Raw genomic sequence first — 18,015 nt, forward strand, 5'->3', positions numbered from 1 at the left:
AGATGGCGAACGTCGCATTCCTGGGTCTTGGGGTCATGGGCTACCCGATGGCCGGCCACCTGAAGAAGGGCGGGCACGAGGTCACCGTCTACAACCGCACGACCGAGAAGGCGGAGCGCTGGGCGTCCGAGCACGGCGGCGACCACGAGCCGACCCCGCGCGAGGCGGCGGCTGGCAAGGAGTTCGTGTTCTGCTGCGTCGGCAACGACGAGGACCTGCGCGCCGTGACCACCGGCCCCGACGGTGCGTTCGGCGGAATGGAGTCCGGCGCGACGTTCATCGACAACACCACCGCGTCCGCCGAGGTTGCGCGCGAGCTCGGCGACGCAGCCGCCGAGGCGGGCTTCGACTTCCTCGACGCCCCCGTCTCGGGCGGACAGGCGGGCGCGGAGAACGGCGCGCTCACCGTCATGGTCGGCGGCCGGCAGGACGTGTTCGACCGCGCCAAGCCCATCATCGACTGCTACGCCAAGATGGTGGGCCTCATGGGTGACACCGGCGCCGGCCAGCTCACCAAGATGGTGAACCAGACCTGCATCGCGGGCCTCGTCCAGGGATTGGCCGAAGGGATCCACTTCGCCAAGGCCGCCGGCCTTGACGTGGAGCAGGTGATCTCAGTGATCTCCAAGGGAGCCGCCCAGTCCTGGCAGATGGAGAACCGCTGGAAGACGATGGACGCAGACCATTACGACCACGGCTTCGCCGTGAACTGGATGCGCAAGGACCTGTCCATCGTGCTCGACGAGGCGCGGCGCAACGGCGCGCGCATGCCGGTGACGGCGCTGGTCGACCAGTTCTACGCCGACGTCCAGAAGATGGGCGGGGGGCGCTACGACACGTCGTCGTTGCTCGCCCGCCTCGAGCGCGGCTGATCGCCGGTCCTGCCTTGCTCTAGGCCGTTCGGAGCGAGGGTCGCGACAATGCGTGCGACGGCGTCGTCGGCGCCCTCGCCCGCCGTGTCGATCCGCATGGTCGCCTCCGGGAAGGGTGTGTAGGCCCGCTGGAGCACGGCCGACCAACGGGGATGCTGTGACGGTGCGGACGCATGGCGGGCGGCGACGCGCCGCGCGTGTTCGCCCGTGTCGGCGCAGACGACCTCGACCTCGAGGATGCTGGCGCCGGTCCGCGCCGCGGCAGCCCGCCACGCGGCACGGCTCTCCGCGACCGGGTTGACGCTGTCGCCGACCACCCTATGCCCGAGCGCAAGGTTGTCCGCCGCGACGGCGATGGCAGCGGCATAGCCCGCATCCTCGGGCACATGGATGGCGAGGGCCGACCCAGCCAAGGCGGCCTCGACGGTGTCGATCCTCAGGTAGACCGCTCGGAGCTGGCGCGCGAGCCGGAGCGCGATCGTCGACTTGCCGACGCCGGGCAATCCGGCGAAGGCGACGAGGACGGGTGCCGTCAGGCGGGGCCGCATACCCCGCGGCGGGTCGTGTCTCCCTCCTCGTAGACGAGGGCGCCGGTGGCCGGATCGACGGTCAGGGACCGCTCGTCCTCGCCGTCGATGCGGCAAACGCCGTCCGACAGCTCGCCGGTGGTGCCACCGAACGCGCAGCTCCCGTCGGCCTCGTTGCGAACGAGGGTGATCTCCTCGCCGTCCTCCATCAGACACACGAGCTCCTCGCCCGCACCGCCCGCCGCCGGCGCGTCGCTCTGCGTGCCGGTTCCGGAGGCGGTCTGCCCGGCGGCCGCCGCCGGCGCGAGGGCGAGGATCGCAACGAGCGCCATGCGCCTCATCGGGTGCTCCCTAGGTAGTCCGCGTCGGCGACGGGCTCGAGCCAGGCGACGTGCGCGTCGCCGTCGCGCTCGTGCATCGCAACGTGGGTCATGGAGGTCGTGTCGGTGGCGCCGTGCCAGTGCTTCTCGCCGGGCGGGATCCACACCGTGTCGCCGGCGCGGATCTCCACCCGCGTTTCGCCCTCGGTCTGGAACCAGCCGCAGCCCTGGGTCACGAACAGCGTCTGGCCGAGTGGGTGATGGTGCCAGTTGGTGCGGGCTCCCGGCATGAACGACACCAGCGTCGCAGCGACCCTTGCCGGGTCCGGCGCGGTGTGGATCGGGGTCTGCCACACCGTCCCGATGAAGTAGCTTTCGGGCGCCTTGATCGACGCCGTTTCGCCGCATCGCATAAGCTTCATCGCGCGTCCCCCTCGCCGCCAGGCGTCCAAGCATCGTAACCGGCCGTGATCGACGCCTCCGGGTCCGGCCGGAAGATCGAACCGCGCGGCCGGTACGCCTGGGCGGTCCCCGTCATGTTCGGTTGGTGCGGCGCCTCCCACTCGTGCGGGGTGTAGTCGTCCTTGCTGGGCGGCACCTTCGACAGGTGGTGCATCCAGCCGTACCAGCCGGGCGGGATCGTCGAAGCATCGGCGCGGTCGGCATAGATCACCCAGCGCCGCTCGATGCCGAGCGCAGGGTCGATCCGCCCCTTGCGCGTGCGGAAGTACCGGTTGCCGAACTGGTCGATCCCCACCTCCTCGCCACGCAGAAACGTGGTGAGCGCCGTGCCCCAAGTGGCACCGTGCCACCAGGTGAACGCCTGCAGGAGCCGCCGTCCGAGACCCGTCTTCGCCATGGGGCACGCCTAGTCAGTCGAGGGGGCGAAGTAAAGCGTCAGACCGGCGCGACGACGTCACCGGCGGCGGCGGCCTGCTCCCGGTGCGCGGCCCGGCCCTGAGCCTCGATGAACAGGCGCTTCACGTCCGGGAACGTCGTGCGGACCTTCTCCTGCAGCCGCGTCACCACGTCCTCGAGCTCGCCGCCCTTCAATGTGTCGTCGAAGTCGGCCGACAGGGTGACGAGGATCTCGTTGGGGCCGAGGTGCATCGTGAGGAGCTCGTTGACCGACCGCACCCCGGGCTCGGCGAGGACCGCCTCGCGCATCCGGCGCACCAGCCCGGGCTCGGCCGCCTCGCCCACGAGGAGTCCCTTGGTCTCGATGGCGAGGAACACCGCGGTCAGCGCGAGCACCGCGGCGATGGCGAGCGTGGCCACCGCGTCCCAGGTCGGGTCGCCGGTGAGGTCGGTGGCGAGGATGCCGAAGAAGGCGATCACGAGGCCGAGCATCGCCGCCGCGTCCTCGAACAGCACTGTGAACAGCGTCGGGTCCTTCGACTGCCGCACGGTCTCCAGCATCCCGCGGCCCTCGCGCGCCGCCTGGAACGCACGGAACGCCATAGTGAGGGCGATGGTCTCGAAGACCATCGCAGCGCCCAGCACCGCGTAGTTGATCCAGGACCCCTCAACCTCGGCCGGATGCAGCAGCTTCTCGACGCCCTCATAGGCGGCGAAGCCGGCGCCCGCGCCGAAGATGATGATCGCGACCATGAAGGCCCAGAAGTAGAGGTCCTTGCCGTGGCCGAAGGGGTGTTCCGGCGTCGCTGGGCGCTTGGAGCGGGCGATGCCGAGGAGCAGCAGGCCCTGGTTCCCGGTGTCCACCACCGAGTGGACGCCTTCGGCGAACATCGCGGACGAACCGGTGACGAACGAGGCGATGAACTTGGTGACCGCGATAGCCCCGTTGGCGAACAACGCAGCGTAGATGATCCTGACGTTGCCCTTGGCCGCCATCGTGCCCTCAATGCTTCGCGATCGGTCGCAAGCGCGACCTGTTCGCGAACGGCCCGCCATTCCGCGCGTTCCCGAAGCGTCATCATGAAAGGACACCGCATGCGGCCCATCGTGAGCGTGGCTCGGACGATCTTCACAGGCCTCTTGGCGGTGCTGCCCCTCATCATCACGCTCCTCGTGATCAGCTGGGTCGCGTCCTACGTGCGCGACTACCTCGGCCCGGCATCCTGGTTCGGACGGTCGGTCGAGCGGCTCGGCGCCATCGTCGTCGTCGACGACGACGTCGCCTACCTGATCGGCACGGTCATCGTGCTCGCGGGGCTCTACATGCTGGGCCTCCTCGTCCAGTCGCGCCTGCGCAGCCTCTGGACGACGTTCTTCAACGAAACCATCGGCCGCATCCCGCTCATCGGCACGATCTACCGGACCATCACGCGCTTCGTGCAGCTCCTCGAGAATCGCGACGACGTGGACGTAAAGTCGATGAGCCCGGTGTGGTGCTTCTTCTCCGACGAGCGGCGGACCGCCGTGCTTGGACTGATGCCGTCCGACGAGCCGGTGCAGATCGAAGGCGAGGACTACCGCATCGTCATGGTGCCCACCGCGCCGGTGCCGTTCGGCGGCGGGCTGTTCTTCCTGCCCGCCGACTGGGTCCGCCCGGCCGCCTTCGGCGTCGAGGGCCTCACCAACATCTACGTCTCCATGGGCGTGACGGCGCCGGACTACATGGGCACGATCCGCCGCACGCCTGGCGCCGCGCCGCAGATGGTGCCACGCCGGCCTGATCCTTCGGCGCCGCCAAAGGTCCCGGGGGAGCAGGGCTGACCGCATCGAGGGTGGCTGCTCGTCGCCTCCACTGACCGCGATGTGACGCCGCTGTCCAATCGCGCGCCCTCGGGACAATCGCGAAGTCAGAACTCGATGAGCGAGCCGGAGCCGAGGCGCCGCCCGGTGGGTCCCCCCGTCGGCGAGCCGCCAGGGGGCTCCGCGGTGACGACGACCTCCGCCGAGGGATCGAGCCGCTCCACCGCGGCGCGTGGGACGGAGGCGCGCGTGCGGCCGTCTTCGGTGACGACGCCGAGGGACACAGGGTCGCCGCTCGTCGGCACCAGCCAGATCTGCGCGTCCTCGTCCGGGCCGAGGACCGGGAACGGCTCGACGACGAGGGTGCCGTCCGGCTCCACCTTGAGGAGCGCGATCGTCCCGTCGAGGCGCACGATCGGCGCGATCCACTCCCCACCGGCCCGTCGTGCTCCGTCGAGCCCGAGGAGGTCGGGCCGCGCCACGAGGACGGCGATGGCGGCGAGCCCTGCGAGGGACAGCCCGACGAACAGCATGGCGAAGCTGCGCCAGAACGATACGGCACGACGCTCGCGCCGCCTCGCGGACAGCTCGTCACCGAACAGCCGCGACTCGACGCCGCGCCACACCCGCGCCGGAACACGCCGCCGCGGCACCGCCTCGCCGAGCGGCCGCAGCCGCTCCTCCCACATCCAGACCGCCTCGGCGAGCTCAGGGTCGTCGAGCAGCGCAGCCTCGAAACGAGCTCGCTCGCTCCCGTCGTCGAGGGCGAGGGCGTACGCCCCTGCGTCGAGCCTATCGCCGTCCGTCATGGTCATTCGAACAGGCATCCCCTGAGCGTCGCCAGGGCCCGCCGCATCCGGCTCTTGACCGTCCCAAGGGGGGTGCCGTCGCGCTCGGCGAGCGCGGCGTAGGTCACCCCACCGAAGTAGGCGACGCGGACCAGGCGCGCCTCGTCTTGCCCCAGCTTGTCGATGCAGTCGAGGAGACGCTTGGCCTCACCGCTCGCGAGGGCCTTCTGGTCGGGACGCATGGTCGCGTCGGCCACCGCCTCGGCGGCCTCAAGGGTCGCCGTCGGGGTTCGGCGGACCCGCAGCCGGTCGATGCAGATGTTGCGCGTGATGGCGAGCATCCACGTCATCGGCCGCGCGCGTCCGGCGTTGTAGCGCTCGGCGTACCGCCAGACCTTCACGTAGGCGTCCTGAGTGGCATCCTCCGCCTCGGCGCCATCCTGAAGGATGCGCAGGCACACCGCGTAGAGCGCGGGGCTCGTGCGCTGGTAGAGGTCGTGAAACGCCCGCCGGTCGCCAAGCGCGGTCTTCGACAGCAACTCTTCGAGGCTGGCCTCGTCCATCACGTCCCCGGAACGCGCCACTGCGCCTGCAAACCATCGCAGGCCGCTCAGCCATAGCCGGCACGGCGCGCCGGCACAATCTGTCGGCACCTTGGGACGATCGGGGGAGCCGACCGCGATGGCGCGGCGGGCGGTCGGCGTGCGTCAGCGCTGGGACACCGCGTACGCCGGTTCAGTCCGGTCCGCGCTGAAGCGGGCTCGTGCAGCGGGCGTTGCCGAGGCGATCACGTCGGCCGAGTGGGACCGCGGTACACCGCCCGGGACGACCGGCCGCGCAGGCGGGCTGCGCCCGCCGCGCCGTCACACCGCGATGGCGCGGCGCGAGCGCACCAGCACCTCGACGACCCGCTCTTGATCCCGCGCGTCGGCGTGCCGGTAGAGGTCGGCGATGGCCCCGGGGTGCGCGCGCCAGTCGTCGAACTGCACCGGGCGCGACGCGGTGTCGTCACGCACGAGCTCGTCGAGCGGCACCTGCAGGGCGTCCGCGATGGACTTCAACCGCACGATGGAGATGTTGCCCTTGCCGTGCTCGAGCTGGGCGAGGAAGCGCTCCGACACGCCGCAGCGCTCGGAGAGCACGCGACGCGACAACCGGGCGCGGCTGCGACGCTGGCGAACCCGTCCACCGATGGTGGAGAGGAGGGAATGACGCAGGCCGAGCCGTTCGGCGGACACAGTGTCGATCGATGTCATAGGAATACCGTGATAGGTCGCCTGAGGCGACTGGTCGCAAGGGACGCGGTCCAGCGTGTCCCACGGAGACGATCCAACCGAAGCATCATGCCAATGCTCGGGCGGACACCATCCCGTAGCGCCAATCGGTCATCTCCTCGGGCGACATCTCGAGCGCGGCGAGCGCTGCAGACAGGAGTTGCGCGCACAGCGGCTCGCCCTCGCCCTCGGCCTCGGCCCGGGCATACTCGATGAGCCTGCGCAACACCTCGCGATCGGTGAGCGTGGGGGCGACGACGCCAACGCCCATTCCCAGATCAAAACAACCCGACATTCAACGTTCTCCTGCCTTCAACCCGACGTGACAGGAGATGCGTACTATGCCACCGTGATTTCAGCGTGAAACGAAACCGGGTGTCGGCTGCCTTGGCGTTGCGTCACCGGCAAGGGCATCCAACTATGTACGTCGAGTTGTAATGCTACACATTACCATCTATCGTTACAAAACGGCTAAACTGAGGCAGTTTGCTGAGACAACACCATCGTGCCCTTGAACGCTGAACCGCAGATCAAGCTCATCGGGCCGCCGTCGCTGTCGATCGGTGGCGCTCGGGTGGACTTTCCTGGCCGCAAGGCGGCAGCGCTGTGCATCTTCCTCGCGGCGCACGGTGGCCGTCGGGTGGAGCGGGGCCGTCTCGCCGGGCTCCTGTGGGGCGAGTCGGACGCGGAGGCCGCACGGGCTTCGTTGCGGAAGGCGCTGTCGCTCATCGGCGCCTCCCCGGGCGCGTGCAGCCTCATCGCCAAGGACCGCACGGACGTATGGTTCGCCAGCGATCCGACGCGTTCGGACCTTGCATCGTTCAATCGCTGCCTCGGCGCGGGGACCGAGCGGGCCTACCGTGAGGCGCTGCGACTTTGGACCGGCGAGCCATTGCAGGAGCTTGAGCTCGGGGAGCCGCTGTTTGACGACTGGGTCGCCTCCTTCCGGGCGGAGACGGCGGGCCTCACGCACAAGCTGCTCTCTCAACGCTTGGCTCTGATTCCGCCGGTGGCTGGCAACACGGGGCTGCAGATCGCCCTGTGCGAGCTCATCGTGAAGCTGGAGCCGAGCGACGGCGAGGCCAACGAGCGGCTCATCCGGATCCTAGCGCAGGAGGGCTACCCATCGGCCGCGGCGCGCCAGTACCGCTCCTACGCGCGCGCCTTGCGCGACCTCGACTTGACGCCGCCGCGCGCGCTGGCGAGGGCGATTGAGGAGGGGCACGCGCCGAGCGACATCGACGTGCCCGCGGCGCGCGCTCCCACGCTGGGCGTCGAGGACAGGCCGACCGTGGCGCTGGTGCGGCCGCGCGGCTCCCGGCCGACGCCCGACCTGTTCAGCTTCGCCCACGCCGAACTCGTCCACCAGCTCACGCGCTTCCGCACCATGCGCTGCTTCGAGCGCGACGACGGGGACGGTGTCGAGGACGGTGGCGCGCTCGTCAGCCGGATCGGCTTGTCCGACGCGCTCGACCACGACTATCGGCTCCTCCTGTGGGATGAGCCGAAGGCGCGGGCGATCTACCTGCGCTGCATCAACGTCCGGCGGCAGGACACCGTGTCGTCCGTGCGCATTGGCTACGACGTGCTCGAGGATCGCGACGTCGCCGAGACGATGATCGCGTCGTCGATCAACAGCCTCGAGCAGGACATAGTCTCGGACAACGCACGGGCCAGCGACGCACCGTTCGGGCGCTGGCTGGAGGCCTACAAGCTCCTTACCCAGTGGAACCCGACGGCCGACCGGGCCGCGCTGACCATCCTCGAGGACCTCGCCACGGACGATCGTGGCAAGCGTCTTAGCCTGGTCCACTCCTCGATCAGCTCGATCCTGATGATCCGCCGCCTCATGCTCCCGGCGGACGCTGCTGCGGTGGAGGCCGACAGGGCGCGGGCGCGGGAATGCGCGATACGCGCGATCGCCATCGACGAGCTCGAGCCGTTCAACCACGTCATCCTCGGCTGGATGCACATGCAGAACGAGGATCACGCGCGCTCCATCGTTGCCTTCGACGATGCGATGGAGCTCAACCCGTTCTCGAGCCGCACGTTGATCGCGGCCGCGGAGGCAAACGCGTACTCCGGTGCCCTCGATCGAGCGCAGACCCTCGCCGACCGGGCGATCAAGCTTTCGGGGCGCTACACGCCGGCGTACTACTTCCACTACCTCGCCAACATCGCCTACCTCAGACGCGACCTCGACGCGTGCATCGAGCACCTGCGCAAGGCACCTGACAACATCCACTCCGCGCTCCTCCTCGTCGCAGCAAACGAGGAGCGCGGCGACGCAGAGGCTGCGGCCGCCGCGCGGGTGCGCTTCGACCGCGAGCTGCGCAGCGCCGAGCCTCAGGCGACCATCGACAGGTCGGCGTTGTCCAAGTGGATCGTGTCCAGCAACATGAACAGCGATCCCAACGTCAAGCGGCGGCTGTTCGGGGCGCTCGAGCGGGCGGGGCTCCCGGTAGGCAGCATCGCCCGCTGAGGGGAAGGGCCAGCCGCGTCGCTCAGGAGAGCGGACGGCAGCAGCCGAGCACTGCCATGGTGCCGAGCATCTTCAGGTACTCGTGGTCGTTGGCGCGCAGGCGACCGGCGTCGACGCTGTCGGGCAGCACGACGTGGACGGTGTCGTCGTCGTCCTCGTGCAGGACGATGTTCAGCCCGGCAAGGTTCTCTTCGGCGACGCCGGCGGCGCGAAGGTAGGCGATGGGGTCGGCGCGGAACGCCTCCCGCTTGGCCGGGTCGTTGGCGGCCTCGCCGAACGCCTTGCCGATCTGAGGAATAGCCGAACGATTTACGGCAATACGTGCCATCTTCTTCCCTCGCAGCTCGCGCTTGACAATTCCTTCGAGGTGTTCGGACACATCGAAAGCATCACAGTCGATCTTGGCCTCATAGAACATGCCAAACCACCTTCTCTCTTCCGTTGACGCCTGGATCTCCTCCGGCGGTGACGTACGTATACCGTTACAGGACGCCGAACTACAATCACTCGACCTCCGCCTACTTAAGTTCAACCTTAGATCATGCCCTGCCTATTTCTTCACCGCGTTCGCGGCGAACAATCCTACCGATCCTCCGTGGACCCGGGCGTGGACGATGGCCGGCGGGCGCGGCTTCGACGAGCGATCGGCGCGGATTGCTACGCTTGCAGAGGCTATTGAGCGCGCTTGTTCAATGACCGGTGGGAGAAATGACCCAAGGACCTACTCCCTAAGGTCGCAGGATTGCGCAGGTTTGAACCAGTGCTCATACTGGCAGTTTAGTGCCGATCAGCTGATGCAAATCGACGCATTGCGACACTATATTGCAGGCGCGGCCTGTGGACAGCCCGTGGACAACCTGTGGATGAGTGCGCGCTCCCTCAGCGCCGACCGGGGATATCACGTCCCCGCGACGGCGGTGTTCGCCAACGAGGACGTGCGACTCGGCCTGCCGCCGGTGCTGTCGTCCTCGACGGGAACAGCGGCGCACGACGACGTGGCGGCAGCAAGGCGCCACGCGGTGCTGGAACGCGTCGAGCGGGATGCGGTTGCGATCTGGTGGTACAACATGATGGCCGTCCCGAGGCTTGGGGCTGCGGTCGTCGATGCCGCGTTGCCGTGCGACTTCGCCGCGTGGCTGAGGGACCGGCGCCGCATGACCTGGCACCTCCTTGCAGGAACGGACCTGCCGGTTCCCGCGGTCGTCGCGCTGTCGTCGGCCCCCGACGGAACCCGGCCGGCGATCGGCGCCTCCGCAGCCCTCGACGTCCGCAGCGCGGTGAGGTCCGCTACGCTCGAGCTCCTTCAGGGCGAGATCGCGCTTGTCCACATGCGCCGTGCTCAAGAATTGACCGACGCGCCTGAGCCACCATCCCTCCTCGCCTGGTCCGAGGCGACCAACGCCCGTGCCGTCCCCTACCTCCGGGGCGAGGGCGAGGCGGCCCCGCCGTCGCCATGCTCGTTCAGCGACCTCGTGGAAGCGTTCGACGCCCTGGGCATCGACGTCGGCATCGTCGACCTGACGCGGCCGGAGTTCGGCGTGCCCGTGGTGAAGGCCGTGTCGACGACGCTGCGGGACTGGCAACCCCGCTTCGCACCGGGTCGGCTCTACGACGTCCCCGTCGCGCTCGGCTGGCGCGACCGGCCGCTGACGGAGGCCGAGCTCAACCCCGTCCCGTTCGTGATCTAGCGCTGGCCGGGCCTCCGGGCGGGTGCTAGCGTCCGGCGCGGAGGCGGTGTTCGGGAAGCCGGTGGGAGTCCGGCGCTGACGCGCAACTGTGAGCGGGCCGCGCGCCAGCGTCCGCGAGCCAGGAGACCGGCCGACTCCGCTGGACCCCCAACGCCGGTCGCGACTGCCGGCAAGGAGACAAGATGCGTTCCATCCGCACACTGGCGACGGCCATCGCCTTGTCGGTGACTACCGCGGCGCTCGCCCACCATGACGGCGAGGTCGTCGAGGCGAACGGCATGCGCGCCAGCCATGCCCACACCGACGCGCCGGCGGCCACCGCCCACGGCATCTACGTCTATATGACGATCGAGAACCTCTCGGACGCGCCGGACCGCCTGCTGGGCGCCACCGTGCCGTTCGCGCAGCCCGCCCGCTTCGAAGCGAGCGTGATCGACAGCGCCGGCAACCTGTCGATCACCGCCGTGTCGGCCGTCAACATCGCCCCGGGGCAGACGCTGACCCTCCAGCCGGGGGGCCTGCGCCTGGTGTTCGACGACGTGCAGCGCCGGCTCGAGCCGGGCGAGCTGTTCCCGGTCACGCTGCGCTTCGAGGGCGCCGGCACGCTGAAGCTCATCGGCGAGGTGGAGCGCGACGAGGACGGGCACGCCGGCGACGAGCACGAGGACGCGGCGGACCCGGCGAGCTGACCCGCGTGCCGGTCGGACGCGCCGGGCTAGGGGGTACTGCCCTCGCGGCGCTTTTGCTGGTGGGCTGCGTGGACGGCGCGCCTGCCGGTCCGTCGCCGAGGACCGAGGCGGCTCCCGGCTGCCTCGCACCGTCCGCCCTCGCCGACGCCGACGACGACCTCTCCGTCCTCGGCGAGGTGTGCGCCGAGGAGACCCGCTTCACCGAGAACGGCGTCGACTGGCGCGTCCAGACGTTCCGCTCCGGCCGGGCTGGTCCGCTGTTCGTGATGCCCCACGACGACGAGGACGCCGCCCTCGCCACCGGTGCAGCGGCGCTCGCCACCTACGGGGGCACGCTGACCGCGGTGGAGAGCGGCGGCCGCAGGTTCAACGGCGGCGTCGATCCCAACCGCAACTTCCACGCCGGCGCGCTGGCGTGCGGTGGTGCGCGCAGCACGGCCTTCGTCGCCGCGATGGTGCCGCGCGGCAGTCCCGTGGTCGCGCTCCACACCAACGCCCCCGGCTCGGCGCGCACGGGCGGCACCGGCTCCATCTCGATCCGCGCGCCCTACGACGGTGCGACCGCCTTCCCCGCCGAGGGCCCCTTGGCCAAGGAGGACGCGATGGTCATCCTCGCGTCCCGCCGGGGTCCCGACGACGGAAGGGTCCGCGGCCTCGTCGAGCGGCTCAACGCGGCGGGAGTGAACGTACTCGTCGAGACCGTCGACACCGCGCGCACGGACTGCTCGCTGTCGCACTATGCCGTCGCCAACGGGCTGGACTACGCCAACGTCGAGGCCGCGGACGGGGACGCTGCCACGCAGCGCGCCATCCTCGCCGTCCTGATGCCGCTGCTGTGACGCACGCTCGCGATTGACAGGGATGGCCGTGCGGGCGAGCGTCCGCCGGTGCGGCCGACGCGCAGCGCGCCACGATGGGCAGGGCATGACCGAGACCTTCACCACCGCCGGCGGGGTGACGATCACCCGCACGGACCGCGCCGTCGACCACGACACTGCGCTCGGGCGGTGGATCGACCGGCTCGACCACGAGCGCGGCTGCGTGTTCTCCTCGAGCTACGAGTTCCCCGGGCGCTACACGCGGTGGGACTTCGCGTTGGTCGACCCGCCGCTCGCGGTGGAGGCGCGCGGACGGGTTGTCACCGCGCGCGCGTTGAACCCGCGCGGGATCCCGCTCCTGCCCGCCGTCGCCGCCGCCTTCACCGCAGCCGAGCTTCCCGTCGAGGTCGGCGAGCGTGAGGTCGTCGCCACCGTTCCGGAGCCGGGCGACGAGCTGGTGTTCGAAGAGGACCGATCGCGCAGGCCCACGGCGTTCACCGCGCTGCGCGCGCTGCGGGACTGCTTCGCCACGGACGAGGACGGCCAGCTCGGCTTCGCCGGCGCCTTCGGCTACGACCTCGCGCTGCAGTTCGACCCCGTGCCGCTGCGCCTCGAGCGCCCGGCGTCCCAGCGCGACCTCGTGCTCTACCTGCCCGACGAGATCCTCGCCGTGGACCACTACGCCCGCCGCGCCACGGTGGCGTCCTACGAGTTCGCCTTCGCCGGCGAGACCACGGTCGGCGTGCCGCGCGTCCCCTCCCCCAGGCCGCTCGCGGCAAGGCGCAACAGCGCCGAGGACGACCACCGGCCAGGCGAGTACGCGGACACCGTGCGCATCGCGTTCGACCACTTCGCCCGCGGCGACCTCTTCGAGGTGGTGCCGAGCCAGACCTTCCGCGATCCCCTCTCGGACGCGCCGTCGGCCATCATGCGCCGCCTGTCGGCGATCAACCCGTCGCCCTACGGCTTCTTCATCAACCTCGGGGACGACGAGTTCCTGGTCGGCGCCTCGCCGGAGATGTTCGTGCGCGTCACCGGGCGCCGCGTGGAGACCTGCCCGATCTCAGGCACCATCGCCCGCGGACGCGACGCCATCGAGGACGAGGAGCAGATCCGCAAGCTGCTGAACTCGGCCAAGGACGAGACCGAGCTCACGATGTGCTCCGACGTCGACCGCAACGACAAATCGCGGGTGTGCGAGCCGGACAGCGTCCGCGTGCTCGGGCGGCGGCAGATCGAGATGTACTCGCGGCTGATCCACACGGTGGACCACATCGAGGGGACGCTGCTGGAAGGGCGCGATGCGTTGGATGCCTTCCTGTCCCATGCGTGGGCGGTGACGGTGACGGGCGCGCCCAAGCGCCGCGCCATGGCCTTCATCGAGGCGCACGAGAGGAGCCCGCGCGCCTGGTACGGCGGCGCGGTCGGCATCGTCCTCCTCAACGGGGATCTCAACACCGGGCTGACCCTGCGCACCGTCCACATCCGTGACGGCGTGGCGGAGGTGCGCGCCGGCGCCACCGTCTTGGCCGACTCCGACGCGGATGCCGAGGAGGCCGAGACGGTCCTGAAGGCGTCTGCCATGCGCGCTGCGATCCGCGGTGCAGGCAGGGCGGCCACCGCGGCGTCTCAGAAGGCACGCCCTGGCGCGGGCATGCGCGCGCTCCTCGTCGACCACGACGACTCGTTCGTGCACACGCTGGCCGGCTACCTGCGTCGCTGCGGGCTCGAGGTCGTCACCGTGCGCGCGCCCATCGACCAGGGCGTCCTTGCTCGGACCGCGCCGGACCTCGTCGTCATGTCGCCGGGGCCAGGGACTCCGACCGACTTCGACTGCGCGGCGACCATCCGCTTGGCCGAGGCGAACCACCTCCCCGTCTTCGGCGTCTGCCTTGGCCTGCAGGCCATGGTGGAGGCGCACGGCGGCCGCCTCGCCTTCGCGCCCCCCATGCACGGCAAGGCCTCGACGCTCGCGACCGAGGAGGGCTCGAGGCTGTTCGCAGGCCTGTCCGGCCCGCTGACGGTGGGGCGCTACCACTCCATCGTGGCCGATCCCGACCACCTGCCGGAGGGCTTCCGCGTCACCGCAACGAGCCCCGACGGTGCGGTGATGGCGGTGGAGCACCGCGACCGGCCGCTGATGGCGGTCCAGTTCCACCCCGAATCGATCATGTCGCTCGGCAACGGCATCGGCCTCGCGATCCTGGAGAACGCCGTCGCCGCGCTCCTCGACGGCGCTGCGCGTTCCGACGAGGCCGCGGCGTGACGGTCAGGTGAAGCGTCGGCGCTGCAGCCACAGGCCGAGGCCAATGAGTGCAAGCGCGAACGGGACGGCGAGGAGGGTGTCGCCGTCCGCCCTCCACGCGAGGACGTCGAGCACGGCGCGGACCAGCAGGACGACGCCCGCGACCGCCGCGAGGAGCCCGAAGAACTCGCGCACCACGTAGTAAACGAGGCGGTACAGCACGCTCGCGACGCGCGCTAGGACGACGATGACCGGCACAACGCCCCCGCTCGAAACCAACGTCAGCCGCCATCAGCGCCTGAGGGCCGGAGTGGTCGGACCCCTCCCACGGGCATGCGGACGTTGCGCCGCGCACGACGACCGCGCCTGCGCGCAATTCACCTCCGAGCCCCGGGCGGCGGAGAACCACCGCTTCTCAGCGCGACTGACCTGTTGCTAGTGTCGCCGTCGTCTACAGACCCGCTCGAGCGGGCGCAACGGGAGGACGTCCATGGCACGGATCGCTTTGGTCACCGGCGGAACGAGGGGCATCGGCGCGGCGATCTCGCGTCAGCTCAAGGAGGCTGGTCACACCGTCGTCGCGAACTACGCCGGCAACGAGGAGAAGGCGCGCGCCTTCAACACGGAGACCGGCATCGAGGTGAGAAGGTTCGACGTCGGCAAGCCGGACCAGGCTGAGGCGGCGATCGGTGAGATCGAACAGTCGCTCGGGCCCGTCGAGATCGTCGTCAACAACGCCGGCATCACCCGCGACGGGACGTTCCACCGCATGTCGTGGGAGCACTGGCACGCCGTCATCGAGACCAACCTGTCGTCGCTGTTCGCGGTGACGCGGCCCGTCATCAACGGCATGCGCGACCGCGGCTTCGGCCGCGTCGTCAACATCTCCTCCATCAACGGCCAGAAGGGCCAGATGGGGCAGGTCAACTACTCGGCGGCGAAGGCGGGCGTCATCGGCTTCACCAAGGCGCTGGCGCTCGAGAACGCGCGCAAGGGCGTCACCGTCAACTGCGTGTGTCCCGGCTACATCGACACCGACATGGTGGCGGCCGTGCCGCAGGACGTGCTGCAGGGCATCATCGGCGCGATCCCCGTGGGGCGCCTCGGCACGGCCGACGAGATCGGCGCGCTCGTCGCCTACCTCGCGTCGGACGCGGCAGGCTTCGTCACCGGCGCGACGTTGTCGATCAACGGCGGGCAGTACATGGCCTGAGCGAGCGGATCAGGTGAGGCCCACCGTCGACGCCTGGAAGGTGATGTAGCCGCCATACAGCGCAAGGAGCAGCGCCCCCTCCCACCGCGTGACGCGCTTGCCGGTGGCGACCACGAGGACGAGGAGGACCGAGACCGCCACCATCAGCGGGATGTCGAAGCGCTGCATGGAGGCCGACACCGGCACCGGCTGGACCAGCGCGGTGATGCCACCGATGCCGACGGTATTGTAGATGTTCGAGCCGAGCACGTTGCCGAGCGCGATGGCCGATTGGTTTCGCAACGCCGCGACGATCGAGGTGGCGAGCTCGGGCAGCGAGGTGCCGACCGCCACCATGGTGAGGCCGATCACCTCCTCGGAGACGCCGTAGCGTTGGGCGACCTCGACCGCGCCGGCCACCAGGTACTCCGCGCCGAGGACGACGCCGACGAGGCCGAGGACGAGGAACGCCAGCGACAACGCAAGGGGCGTCGCGCGCTCGGCCGGGACGTCCGCGGTGCTCGCGGGCGCCTGGCGGTCGGCGCGGATGGCGATGACGAGGTAGGCGATCAGTCCGAGCACGAACACGGCACCCGCCGCCCGCCCGATCGTGCCGGTCAGCGAGACGGCGAGGAACGCAAGCGCGGTCACGATGACGATGACGCCGTCCCGCATCACCGCGGTGCGGGAGGTGACGAACGGCATCATCAACGCCGCCGCGCCGAGGATGAGCAGGATGTTGGCGATGTTCGAGCCGACGATGTTGCCCACCGCGATGCCGGGCGCGCCGGCGAGCGCAGCGCGCACGCAGGTCACGAGCTCCGGCGCGGAGGTGCCGAAGCCGACGATGACCACCCCCACCACGAGCGGCGAGATGCCGAGCCGCACCGCCACCGCGGAGGCCCCGCGCACGAGGAGCTCGCCACCCAGCAACAGGCCGAACAGCCCTCCGACGATGGACAGGGCGAGGGACATGGACGGACCTTCGGCGTTGAGGAGGTTGGCGCGCGGCGCCGAGGCGAAGCTTGCAGGTCTTTAGAAGCGCCGCGGACGGCGCGCAACGGCGCTGCCGGAGCGGACGACGGGACGCTCGGGCCACGCCGTCAGCGGGTCGGCGCGCGGGGGACGGGGCGCCAGCCGGGCGGGGCGAGCTCGAAGCCGTCGAAGGAGAAGCCCGGTGCGACGGTGCAGCCCACCAACGTCCAGGCGCCTAGGGACTCTGCCGTCTGCCAGTGATGCGCGGGGACGGCGAGTTGCGGGCGCTCGCCGGCGGCGATGTCGGGACCAAGGCGGTACGCCGTTGCGTCGTGCCCGTTCGGCGAGGTCGTCAGCGCGAGCGGCGCGCCCGCGTAGTGGTGCCACACCTCCGCCACGTCGACGCGGTGCCAGGCGGAGCAGTCCCCCGCCTCGAGCAGGTAGTAGATCGCGCTCGAGCGGCCGCGCCCGCCGTCCGCCGCGTCGCGGAACGTCTCGGCGTAGTGCCCACCCTCGGGGTGCGGGGCGAGGCCGAGGGTGCGGATGACGTCGGCGGCGCGCACGTCAGAAGTTGTCGCGGCCTCGGCGCAGCTCGGCGAACACCTCGATGGGGTCGGCGCCCGCCATGCCGAGCGCGTCGGCGACCGCCGGCTCGTCGGCGCGCAGGAAGGGGTTCGTCGACCTCTCCGCGGCCATCGTCGTCGGCACCGTAGGCTCGCCACGCTCGCGCGCTGCCTCCACCACCTTCAGCCGCTCGGCCACGGCGGCGTCGTTCGGCAGCCGCTCGTGGGCGTAGCGCGCGTTGGTGAGGGTGTACTCGTGGCCACAGTAGATCGCCGTGTCGTCCGGCAGCGCCGCGCGCAGCGCCTGCAGCGAGCGCCACATGGTCGCCGCGTCGCCCTCGAACAGCCGGCCGCAGCCCATCACGAACAGCGTGTCCGCGGTGAAGGCGATACCCTCCTCCGGCATGACGTAGCTGAGCGGCGCGCTGGTGTGGCCCGGCGTCTGGATGGCCTGCACGGTGAGCGGACCGAGGGTGAAGGTCTCGCCGTCCGCGATGGTGCGGTCGAGGCCACGGATGCGGTCGGCCTCCCCCGCCGGACCCACCACCGTCGCGTCACCCTTCACGTCGTCGATGGCCTGGACGTGGTCCGTGTGGTGATGCGTGATGAGCACCGTCGTCAGGCGCCACCCGGTCTCGTCGAGGGCGGCGCGAATGGGCCCCGCCTCCGGCGCGTCGACGAGCACGGTCTCATCGCCCTCGTGGACGAGGACGGCGTAGTTGTCCGACAGGCAGGGGATCAGGCGGACCTCGGCCATCACGCGCTCCTCAGGGTTGTTCGCCCCTTCAACATGAGGCGCGGGCTTCGGATCGTCCAGCAACGCATGCCGGCGATGCCCCGTTGTCGCCGCGACGCCGCCCTCATGCGGGGGCAGGGTGGGGAACGATCGCATCCCGTGATAGATCACCGGCAAAACGCGAGGAT

Annotated in this window: 22 protein-coding genes and 1 riboswitch; of the genes, 8 read left to right on the plus strand and 14 right to left on the minus strand. The window is 70.3% G+C overall.

Features of this window, described 5'->3' with window-relative positions:
- Window positions 1-2: 2 nt before the first annotated feature.
- Window positions 3-872 carry an NAD(P)-dependent oxidoreductase gene (locus ACOOE8_RS03105; RefSeq protein ID WP_420393411.1) on the plus strand — a complete coding sequence of 290 codons (870 nt, stop codon included), beginning with the start codon at window positions 3-5 and terminating at the stop codon, window positions 870-872.
- Here the strand turns inward: ACOOE8_RS03105 and ACOOE8_RS03110 are convergent.
- The 5 genes from ACOOE8_RS03110 to ACOOE8_RS03130 are packed head-to-tail and all read right to left on the minus strand — an operon-like array spanning window position 830 to window position 3,573.
- Window positions 830-1,420, minus strand: coding sequence for an AAA family ATPase (locus ACOOE8_RS03110; RefSeq protein WP_420393412.1), 591 nt, complete (start codon window positions 1,418-1,420; stop codon window positions 830-832). The two genes, ACOOE8_RS03105 and ACOOE8_RS03110, sit on opposite strands and share 43 nt — an antisense overlap.
- Complete coding sequence (locus tag ACOOE8_RS03115) at window positions 1,405-1,740, minus strand: hypothetical protein (protein ID WP_420393413.1); 336 nt, start codon at window positions 1,738-1,740, stop codon at window positions 1,405-1,407. The genes ACOOE8_RS03110 and ACOOE8_RS03115 overlap by 16 nt, the downstream gene beginning before the upstream one ends.
- On the minus strand, window positions 1,737-2,141 hold the full coding sequence (locus ACOOE8_RS03120; RefSeq protein ID WP_420393414.1) for a (R)-mandelonitrile lyase: 405 nt from the start codon (window positions 2,139-2,141) through the stop codon (window positions 1,737-1,739). The genes ACOOE8_RS03115 and ACOOE8_RS03120 overlap by 4 nt, the downstream gene beginning before the upstream one ends.
- Window positions 2,138-2,578, minus strand: coding sequence for an NADH:ubiquinone oxidoreductase subunit NDUFA12 (locus tag ACOOE8_RS03125; protein WP_420393415.1), 441 nt, complete (start codon window positions 2,576-2,578; stop codon window positions 2,138-2,140). The genes ACOOE8_RS03120 and ACOOE8_RS03125 overlap by 4 nt, the downstream gene beginning before the upstream one ends.
- A 38-nt stretch (window positions 2,579-2,616) precedes the next feature.
- Entirely contained in the window at window positions 2,617-3,573 is a 957-nt protein-coding gene (locus tag ACOOE8_RS03130; protein WP_420393416.1) for a cation diffusion facilitator family transporter, read from the minus strand.
- 84 nt (window positions 3,574-3,657) lie between these two features.
- Here ACOOE8_RS03130 and ACOOE8_RS03135 point away from each other — a divergent pair, with 84 nt between their 5' ends.
- Window positions 3,658-4,398 carry a DUF502 domain-containing protein gene (locus tag ACOOE8_RS03135; protein WP_420393417.1) on the plus strand — a complete coding sequence of 247 codons (741 nt, stop codon included), beginning with the start codon at window positions 3,658-3,660 and terminating at the stop codon, window positions 4,396-4,398.
- 86 nt (window positions 4,399-4,484) lie between these two features.
- Here ACOOE8_RS03135 and ACOOE8_RS03140 read toward each other — a convergent pair whose 3' ends face one another.
- The 4 genes from ACOOE8_RS03140 to ACOOE8_RS03155 all read right to left on the minus strand — a co-directional run bounded on the left by ACOOE8_RS03140 (window position 4,485) and on the right by ACOOE8_RS03155 (window position 6,734).
- Window positions 4,485-5,192 (minus strand): anti-sigma factor, encoded by a 708-nt coding sequence (locus ACOOE8_RS03140; protein WP_420393418.1) that lies wholly within the window; start codon window positions 5,190-5,192, stop codon window positions 4,485-4,487.
- The gene (locus ACOOE8_RS03145; RefSeq protein ID WP_420393419.1) at window positions 5,189-5,728 is read right to left on the minus strand and encodes a sigma-70 family RNA polymerase sigma factor; all 540 of its coding nucleotides are present in this window, start codon (window positions 5,726-5,728) and stop codon (window positions 5,189-5,191) included. The genes ACOOE8_RS03140 and ACOOE8_RS03145 overlap by 4 nt, the downstream gene beginning before the upstream one ends.
- Window positions 5,729-6,028: 300 nt before the next feature.
- Window positions 6,029-6,421 carry a helix-turn-helix domain-containing protein gene (locus ACOOE8_RS03150; protein ID WP_420393420.1) on the minus strand — a complete coding sequence of 131 codons (393 nt, stop codon included), beginning with the start codon at window positions 6,419-6,421 and terminating at the stop codon, window positions 6,029-6,031.
- Window positions 6,422-6,506: 85 nt separating this feature from the next.
- On the minus strand, window positions 6,507-6,734 hold the full coding sequence (locus tag ACOOE8_RS03155; RefSeq protein WP_420393421.1) for a hypothetical protein: 228 nt from the start codon (window positions 6,732-6,734) through the stop codon (window positions 6,507-6,509).
- Between the two features lie 216 nt (window positions 6,735-6,950).
- Here ACOOE8_RS03155 and ACOOE8_RS03160 point away from each other — a divergent pair, with 216 nt between their 5' ends.
- Window positions 6,951-8,921 carry a BTAD domain-containing putative transcriptional regulator gene (locus ACOOE8_RS03160; RefSeq protein ID WP_420393422.1) on the plus strand — a complete coding sequence of 657 codons (1,971 nt, stop codon included), beginning with the start codon at window positions 6,951-6,953 and terminating at the stop codon, window positions 8,919-8,921.
- Between the two features lie 22 nt (window positions 8,922-8,943).
- Here ACOOE8_RS03160 and ACOOE8_RS03165 read toward each other — a convergent pair whose 3' ends face one another.
- Window positions 8,944-9,339, minus strand: coding sequence for a hypothetical protein (locus ACOOE8_RS03165; protein WP_420393423.1), 396 nt, complete (start codon window positions 9,337-9,339; stop codon window positions 8,944-8,946).
- A 196-nt stretch (window positions 9,340-9,535) separates the two neighbouring features.
- Between ACOOE8_RS03165 and ACOOE8_RS03170 the strand changes: the two genes are divergently transcribed.
- The 4 genes from ACOOE8_RS03170 (at window position 9,536) to ACOOE8_RS03185 (ending at window position 14,382) form a co-directional block, all read left to right on the plus strand.
- The gene (locus tag ACOOE8_RS03170) at window positions 9,536-10,609 is read left to right on the plus strand and encodes a YcaO-like family protein (RefSeq protein ID WP_420393424.1); all 1,074 of its coding nucleotides are present in this window, start codon (window positions 9,536-9,538) and stop codon (window positions 10,607-10,609) included.
- A 50-nt stretch (window positions 10,610-10,659) separates the two neighbouring features.
- Window positions 10,660-10,738, plus strand: a riboswitch (cobalamin riboswitch).
- A 53-nt stretch (window positions 10,739-10,791) separates the two neighbouring features.
- The gene (locus ACOOE8_RS03175; RefSeq protein WP_420393425.1) at window positions 10,792-11,298 is read left to right on the plus strand and encodes a copper chaperone PCu(A)C; all 507 of its coding nucleotides are present in this window, start codon (window positions 10,792-10,794) and stop codon (window positions 11,296-11,298) included.
- Window positions 11,299-11,366: 68 nt separating this feature from the next.
- The gene (locus tag ACOOE8_RS03180; RefSeq protein ID WP_420393426.1) at window positions 11,367-12,137 is read left to right on the plus strand and encodes a hypothetical protein; all 771 of its coding nucleotides are present in this window, start codon (window positions 11,367-11,369) and stop codon (window positions 12,135-12,137) included.
- An 85-nt stretch (window positions 12,138-12,222) separates the two neighbouring features.
- The gene (locus tag ACOOE8_RS03185) at window positions 12,223-14,382 is read left to right on the plus strand and encodes an anthranilate synthase component I (protein WP_420393427.1); all 2,160 of its coding nucleotides are present in this window, start codon (window positions 12,223-12,225) and stop codon (window positions 14,380-14,382) included.
- A 3-nt stretch (window positions 14,383-14,385) separates the two neighbouring features.
- Here the strand turns inward: ACOOE8_RS03185 and ACOOE8_RS03190 are convergent, their stop codons facing one another.
- Window positions 14,386-14,619, minus strand: a complete 234-nt coding sequence (locus tag ACOOE8_RS03190; RefSeq protein WP_420393428.1) for a hypothetical protein — start codon at window positions 14,617-14,619, stop codon at window positions 14,386-14,388.
- Window positions 14,620-14,851: 232 nt separating this feature from the next.
- On the opposite strand from ACOOE8_RS03190, the gene phbB reads away from it, so the two are divergent.
- Window positions 14,852-15,574 (plus strand): acetoacetyl-CoA reductase, encoded by a 723-nt coding sequence (gene phbB, locus ACOOE8_RS03195; protein ID WP_420393429.1) that lies wholly within the window; start codon window positions 14,852-14,854, stop codon window positions 15,572-15,574.
- A 9-nt stretch (window positions 15,575-15,583) separates the two neighbouring features.
- Here the strand turns inward: phbB and ACOOE8_RS03200 are convergent, their stop codons facing one another.
- From ACOOE8_RS03200 to gloB, 3 genes are all read right to left on the minus strand, one after another.
- Window positions 15,584-16,528, minus strand: a complete 945-nt coding sequence (locus ACOOE8_RS03200) for a calcium/sodium antiporter (protein ID WP_420393430.1) — start codon at window positions 16,526-16,528, stop codon at window positions 15,584-15,586.
- Between the two features lie 128 nt (window positions 16,529-16,656).
- Window positions 16,657-17,091 (minus strand): cupin domain-containing protein, encoded by a 435-nt coding sequence (locus tag ACOOE8_RS03205; RefSeq protein WP_420393431.1) that lies wholly within the window; start codon window positions 17,089-17,091, stop codon window positions 16,657-16,659.
- A 1-nt stretch (window position 17,092) separates the two neighbouring features.
- Window positions 17,093-17,848 carry a hydroxyacylglutathione hydrolase gene (gloB, locus tag ACOOE8_RS03210; RefSeq protein ID WP_420393432.1) on the minus strand — a complete coding sequence of 252 codons (756 nt, stop codon included), beginning with the start codon at window positions 17,846-17,848 and terminating at the stop codon, window positions 17,093-17,095.
- Window positions 17,849-18,015: the final 167 nt, after the last annotated feature.

Source organism: Acuticoccus sp. (assembly GCF_965213555.1).
In the GTDB taxonomy this organism is placed as follows: domain Bacteria; phylum Pseudomonadota; class Alphaproteobacteria; order Rhizobiales; family Amorphaceae; genus Acuticoccus.

Excerpts from the sequence above, each read along its gene's own strand:
- ACOOE8_RS03105 (WP_420393411.1), top strand. The coding sequence starts at position 3 with ATGGCGAACGTCGCATTCCTGGGTCTTGGGGTCATGGGCTACCCGATG.
- ACOOE8_RS03110 (WP_420393412.1), bottom strand. The coding sequence starts at position 1,420 with ATGCGGCCCCGCCTGACGGCACCCGTCCTCGTCGCCTTCGCCGGATTG.
- ACOOE8_RS03115 (WP_420393413.1), bottom strand. The coding sequence starts at position 1,740 with ATGAGGCGCATGGCGCTCGTTGCGATCCTCGCCCTCGCGCCGGCGGCG.
- ACOOE8_RS03120 (WP_420393414.1), bottom strand. The coding sequence starts at position 2,141 with ATGAAGCTTATGCGATGCGGCGAAACGGCGTCGATCAAGGCGCCCGAA.
- ACOOE8_RS03125 (WP_420393415.1), bottom strand. The coding sequence starts at position 2,578 with ATGGCGAAGACGGGTCTCGGACGGCGGCTCCTGCAGGCGTTCACCTGG.
- ACOOE8_RS03130 (WP_420393416.1), bottom strand. The coding sequence starts at position 3,573 with ATGGCGGCCAAGGGCAACGTCAGGATCATCTACGCTGCGTTGTTCGCC.
- ACOOE8_RS03135 (WP_420393417.1), top strand. The coding sequence starts at position 3,658 with ATGAAAGGACACCGCATGCGGCCCATCGTGAGCGTGGCTCGGACGATC.
- ACOOE8_RS03140 (WP_420393418.1), bottom strand. The coding sequence starts at position 5,192 with ATGACCATGACGGACGGCGATAGGCTCGACGCAGGGGCGTACGCCCTC.
- ACOOE8_RS03145 (WP_420393419.1), bottom strand. The coding sequence starts at position 5,728 with ATGGACGAGGCCAGCCTCGAAGAGTTGCTGTCGAAGACCGCGCTTGGC.
- ACOOE8_RS03150 (WP_420393420.1), bottom strand. The coding sequence starts at position 6,421 with ATGACATCGATCGACACTGTGTCCGCCGAACGGCTCGGCCTGCGTCAT.
- ACOOE8_RS03155 (WP_420393421.1), bottom strand. The coding sequence starts at position 6,734 with ATGTCGGGTTGTTTTGATCTGGGAATGGGCGTTGGCGTCGTCGCCCCC.
- ACOOE8_RS03165 (WP_420393423.1), bottom strand. The coding sequence starts at position 9,339 with ATGTTCTATGAGGCCAAGATCGACTGTGATGCTTTCGATGTGTCCGAA.
- ACOOE8_RS03170 (WP_420393424.1), top strand. The coding sequence starts at position 9,536 with ATGGCCGGCGGGCGCGGCTTCGACGAGCGATCGGCGCGGATTGCTACG.
- ACOOE8_RS03175 (WP_420393425.1), top strand. The coding sequence starts at position 10,792 with ATGCGTTCCATCCGCACACTGGCGACGGCCATCGCCTTGTCGGTGACT.
- ACOOE8_RS03185 (WP_420393427.1), top strand. The coding sequence starts at position 12,223 with ATGACCGAGACCTTCACCACCGCCGGCGGGGTGACGATCACCCGCACG.
- phbB (WP_420393429.1), top strand. The coding sequence starts at position 14,852 with ATGGCACGGATCGCTTTGGTCACCGGCGGAACGAGGGGCATCGGCGCG.
- ACOOE8_RS03200 (WP_420393430.1), bottom strand. The coding sequence starts at position 16,528 with ATGTCCCTCGCCCTGTCCATCGTCGGAGGGCTGTTCGGCCTGTTGCTG.
- gloB (WP_420393432.1), bottom strand. The coding sequence starts at position 17,848 with ATGGCCGAGGTCCGCCTGATCCCCTGCCTGTCGGACAACTACGCCGTC.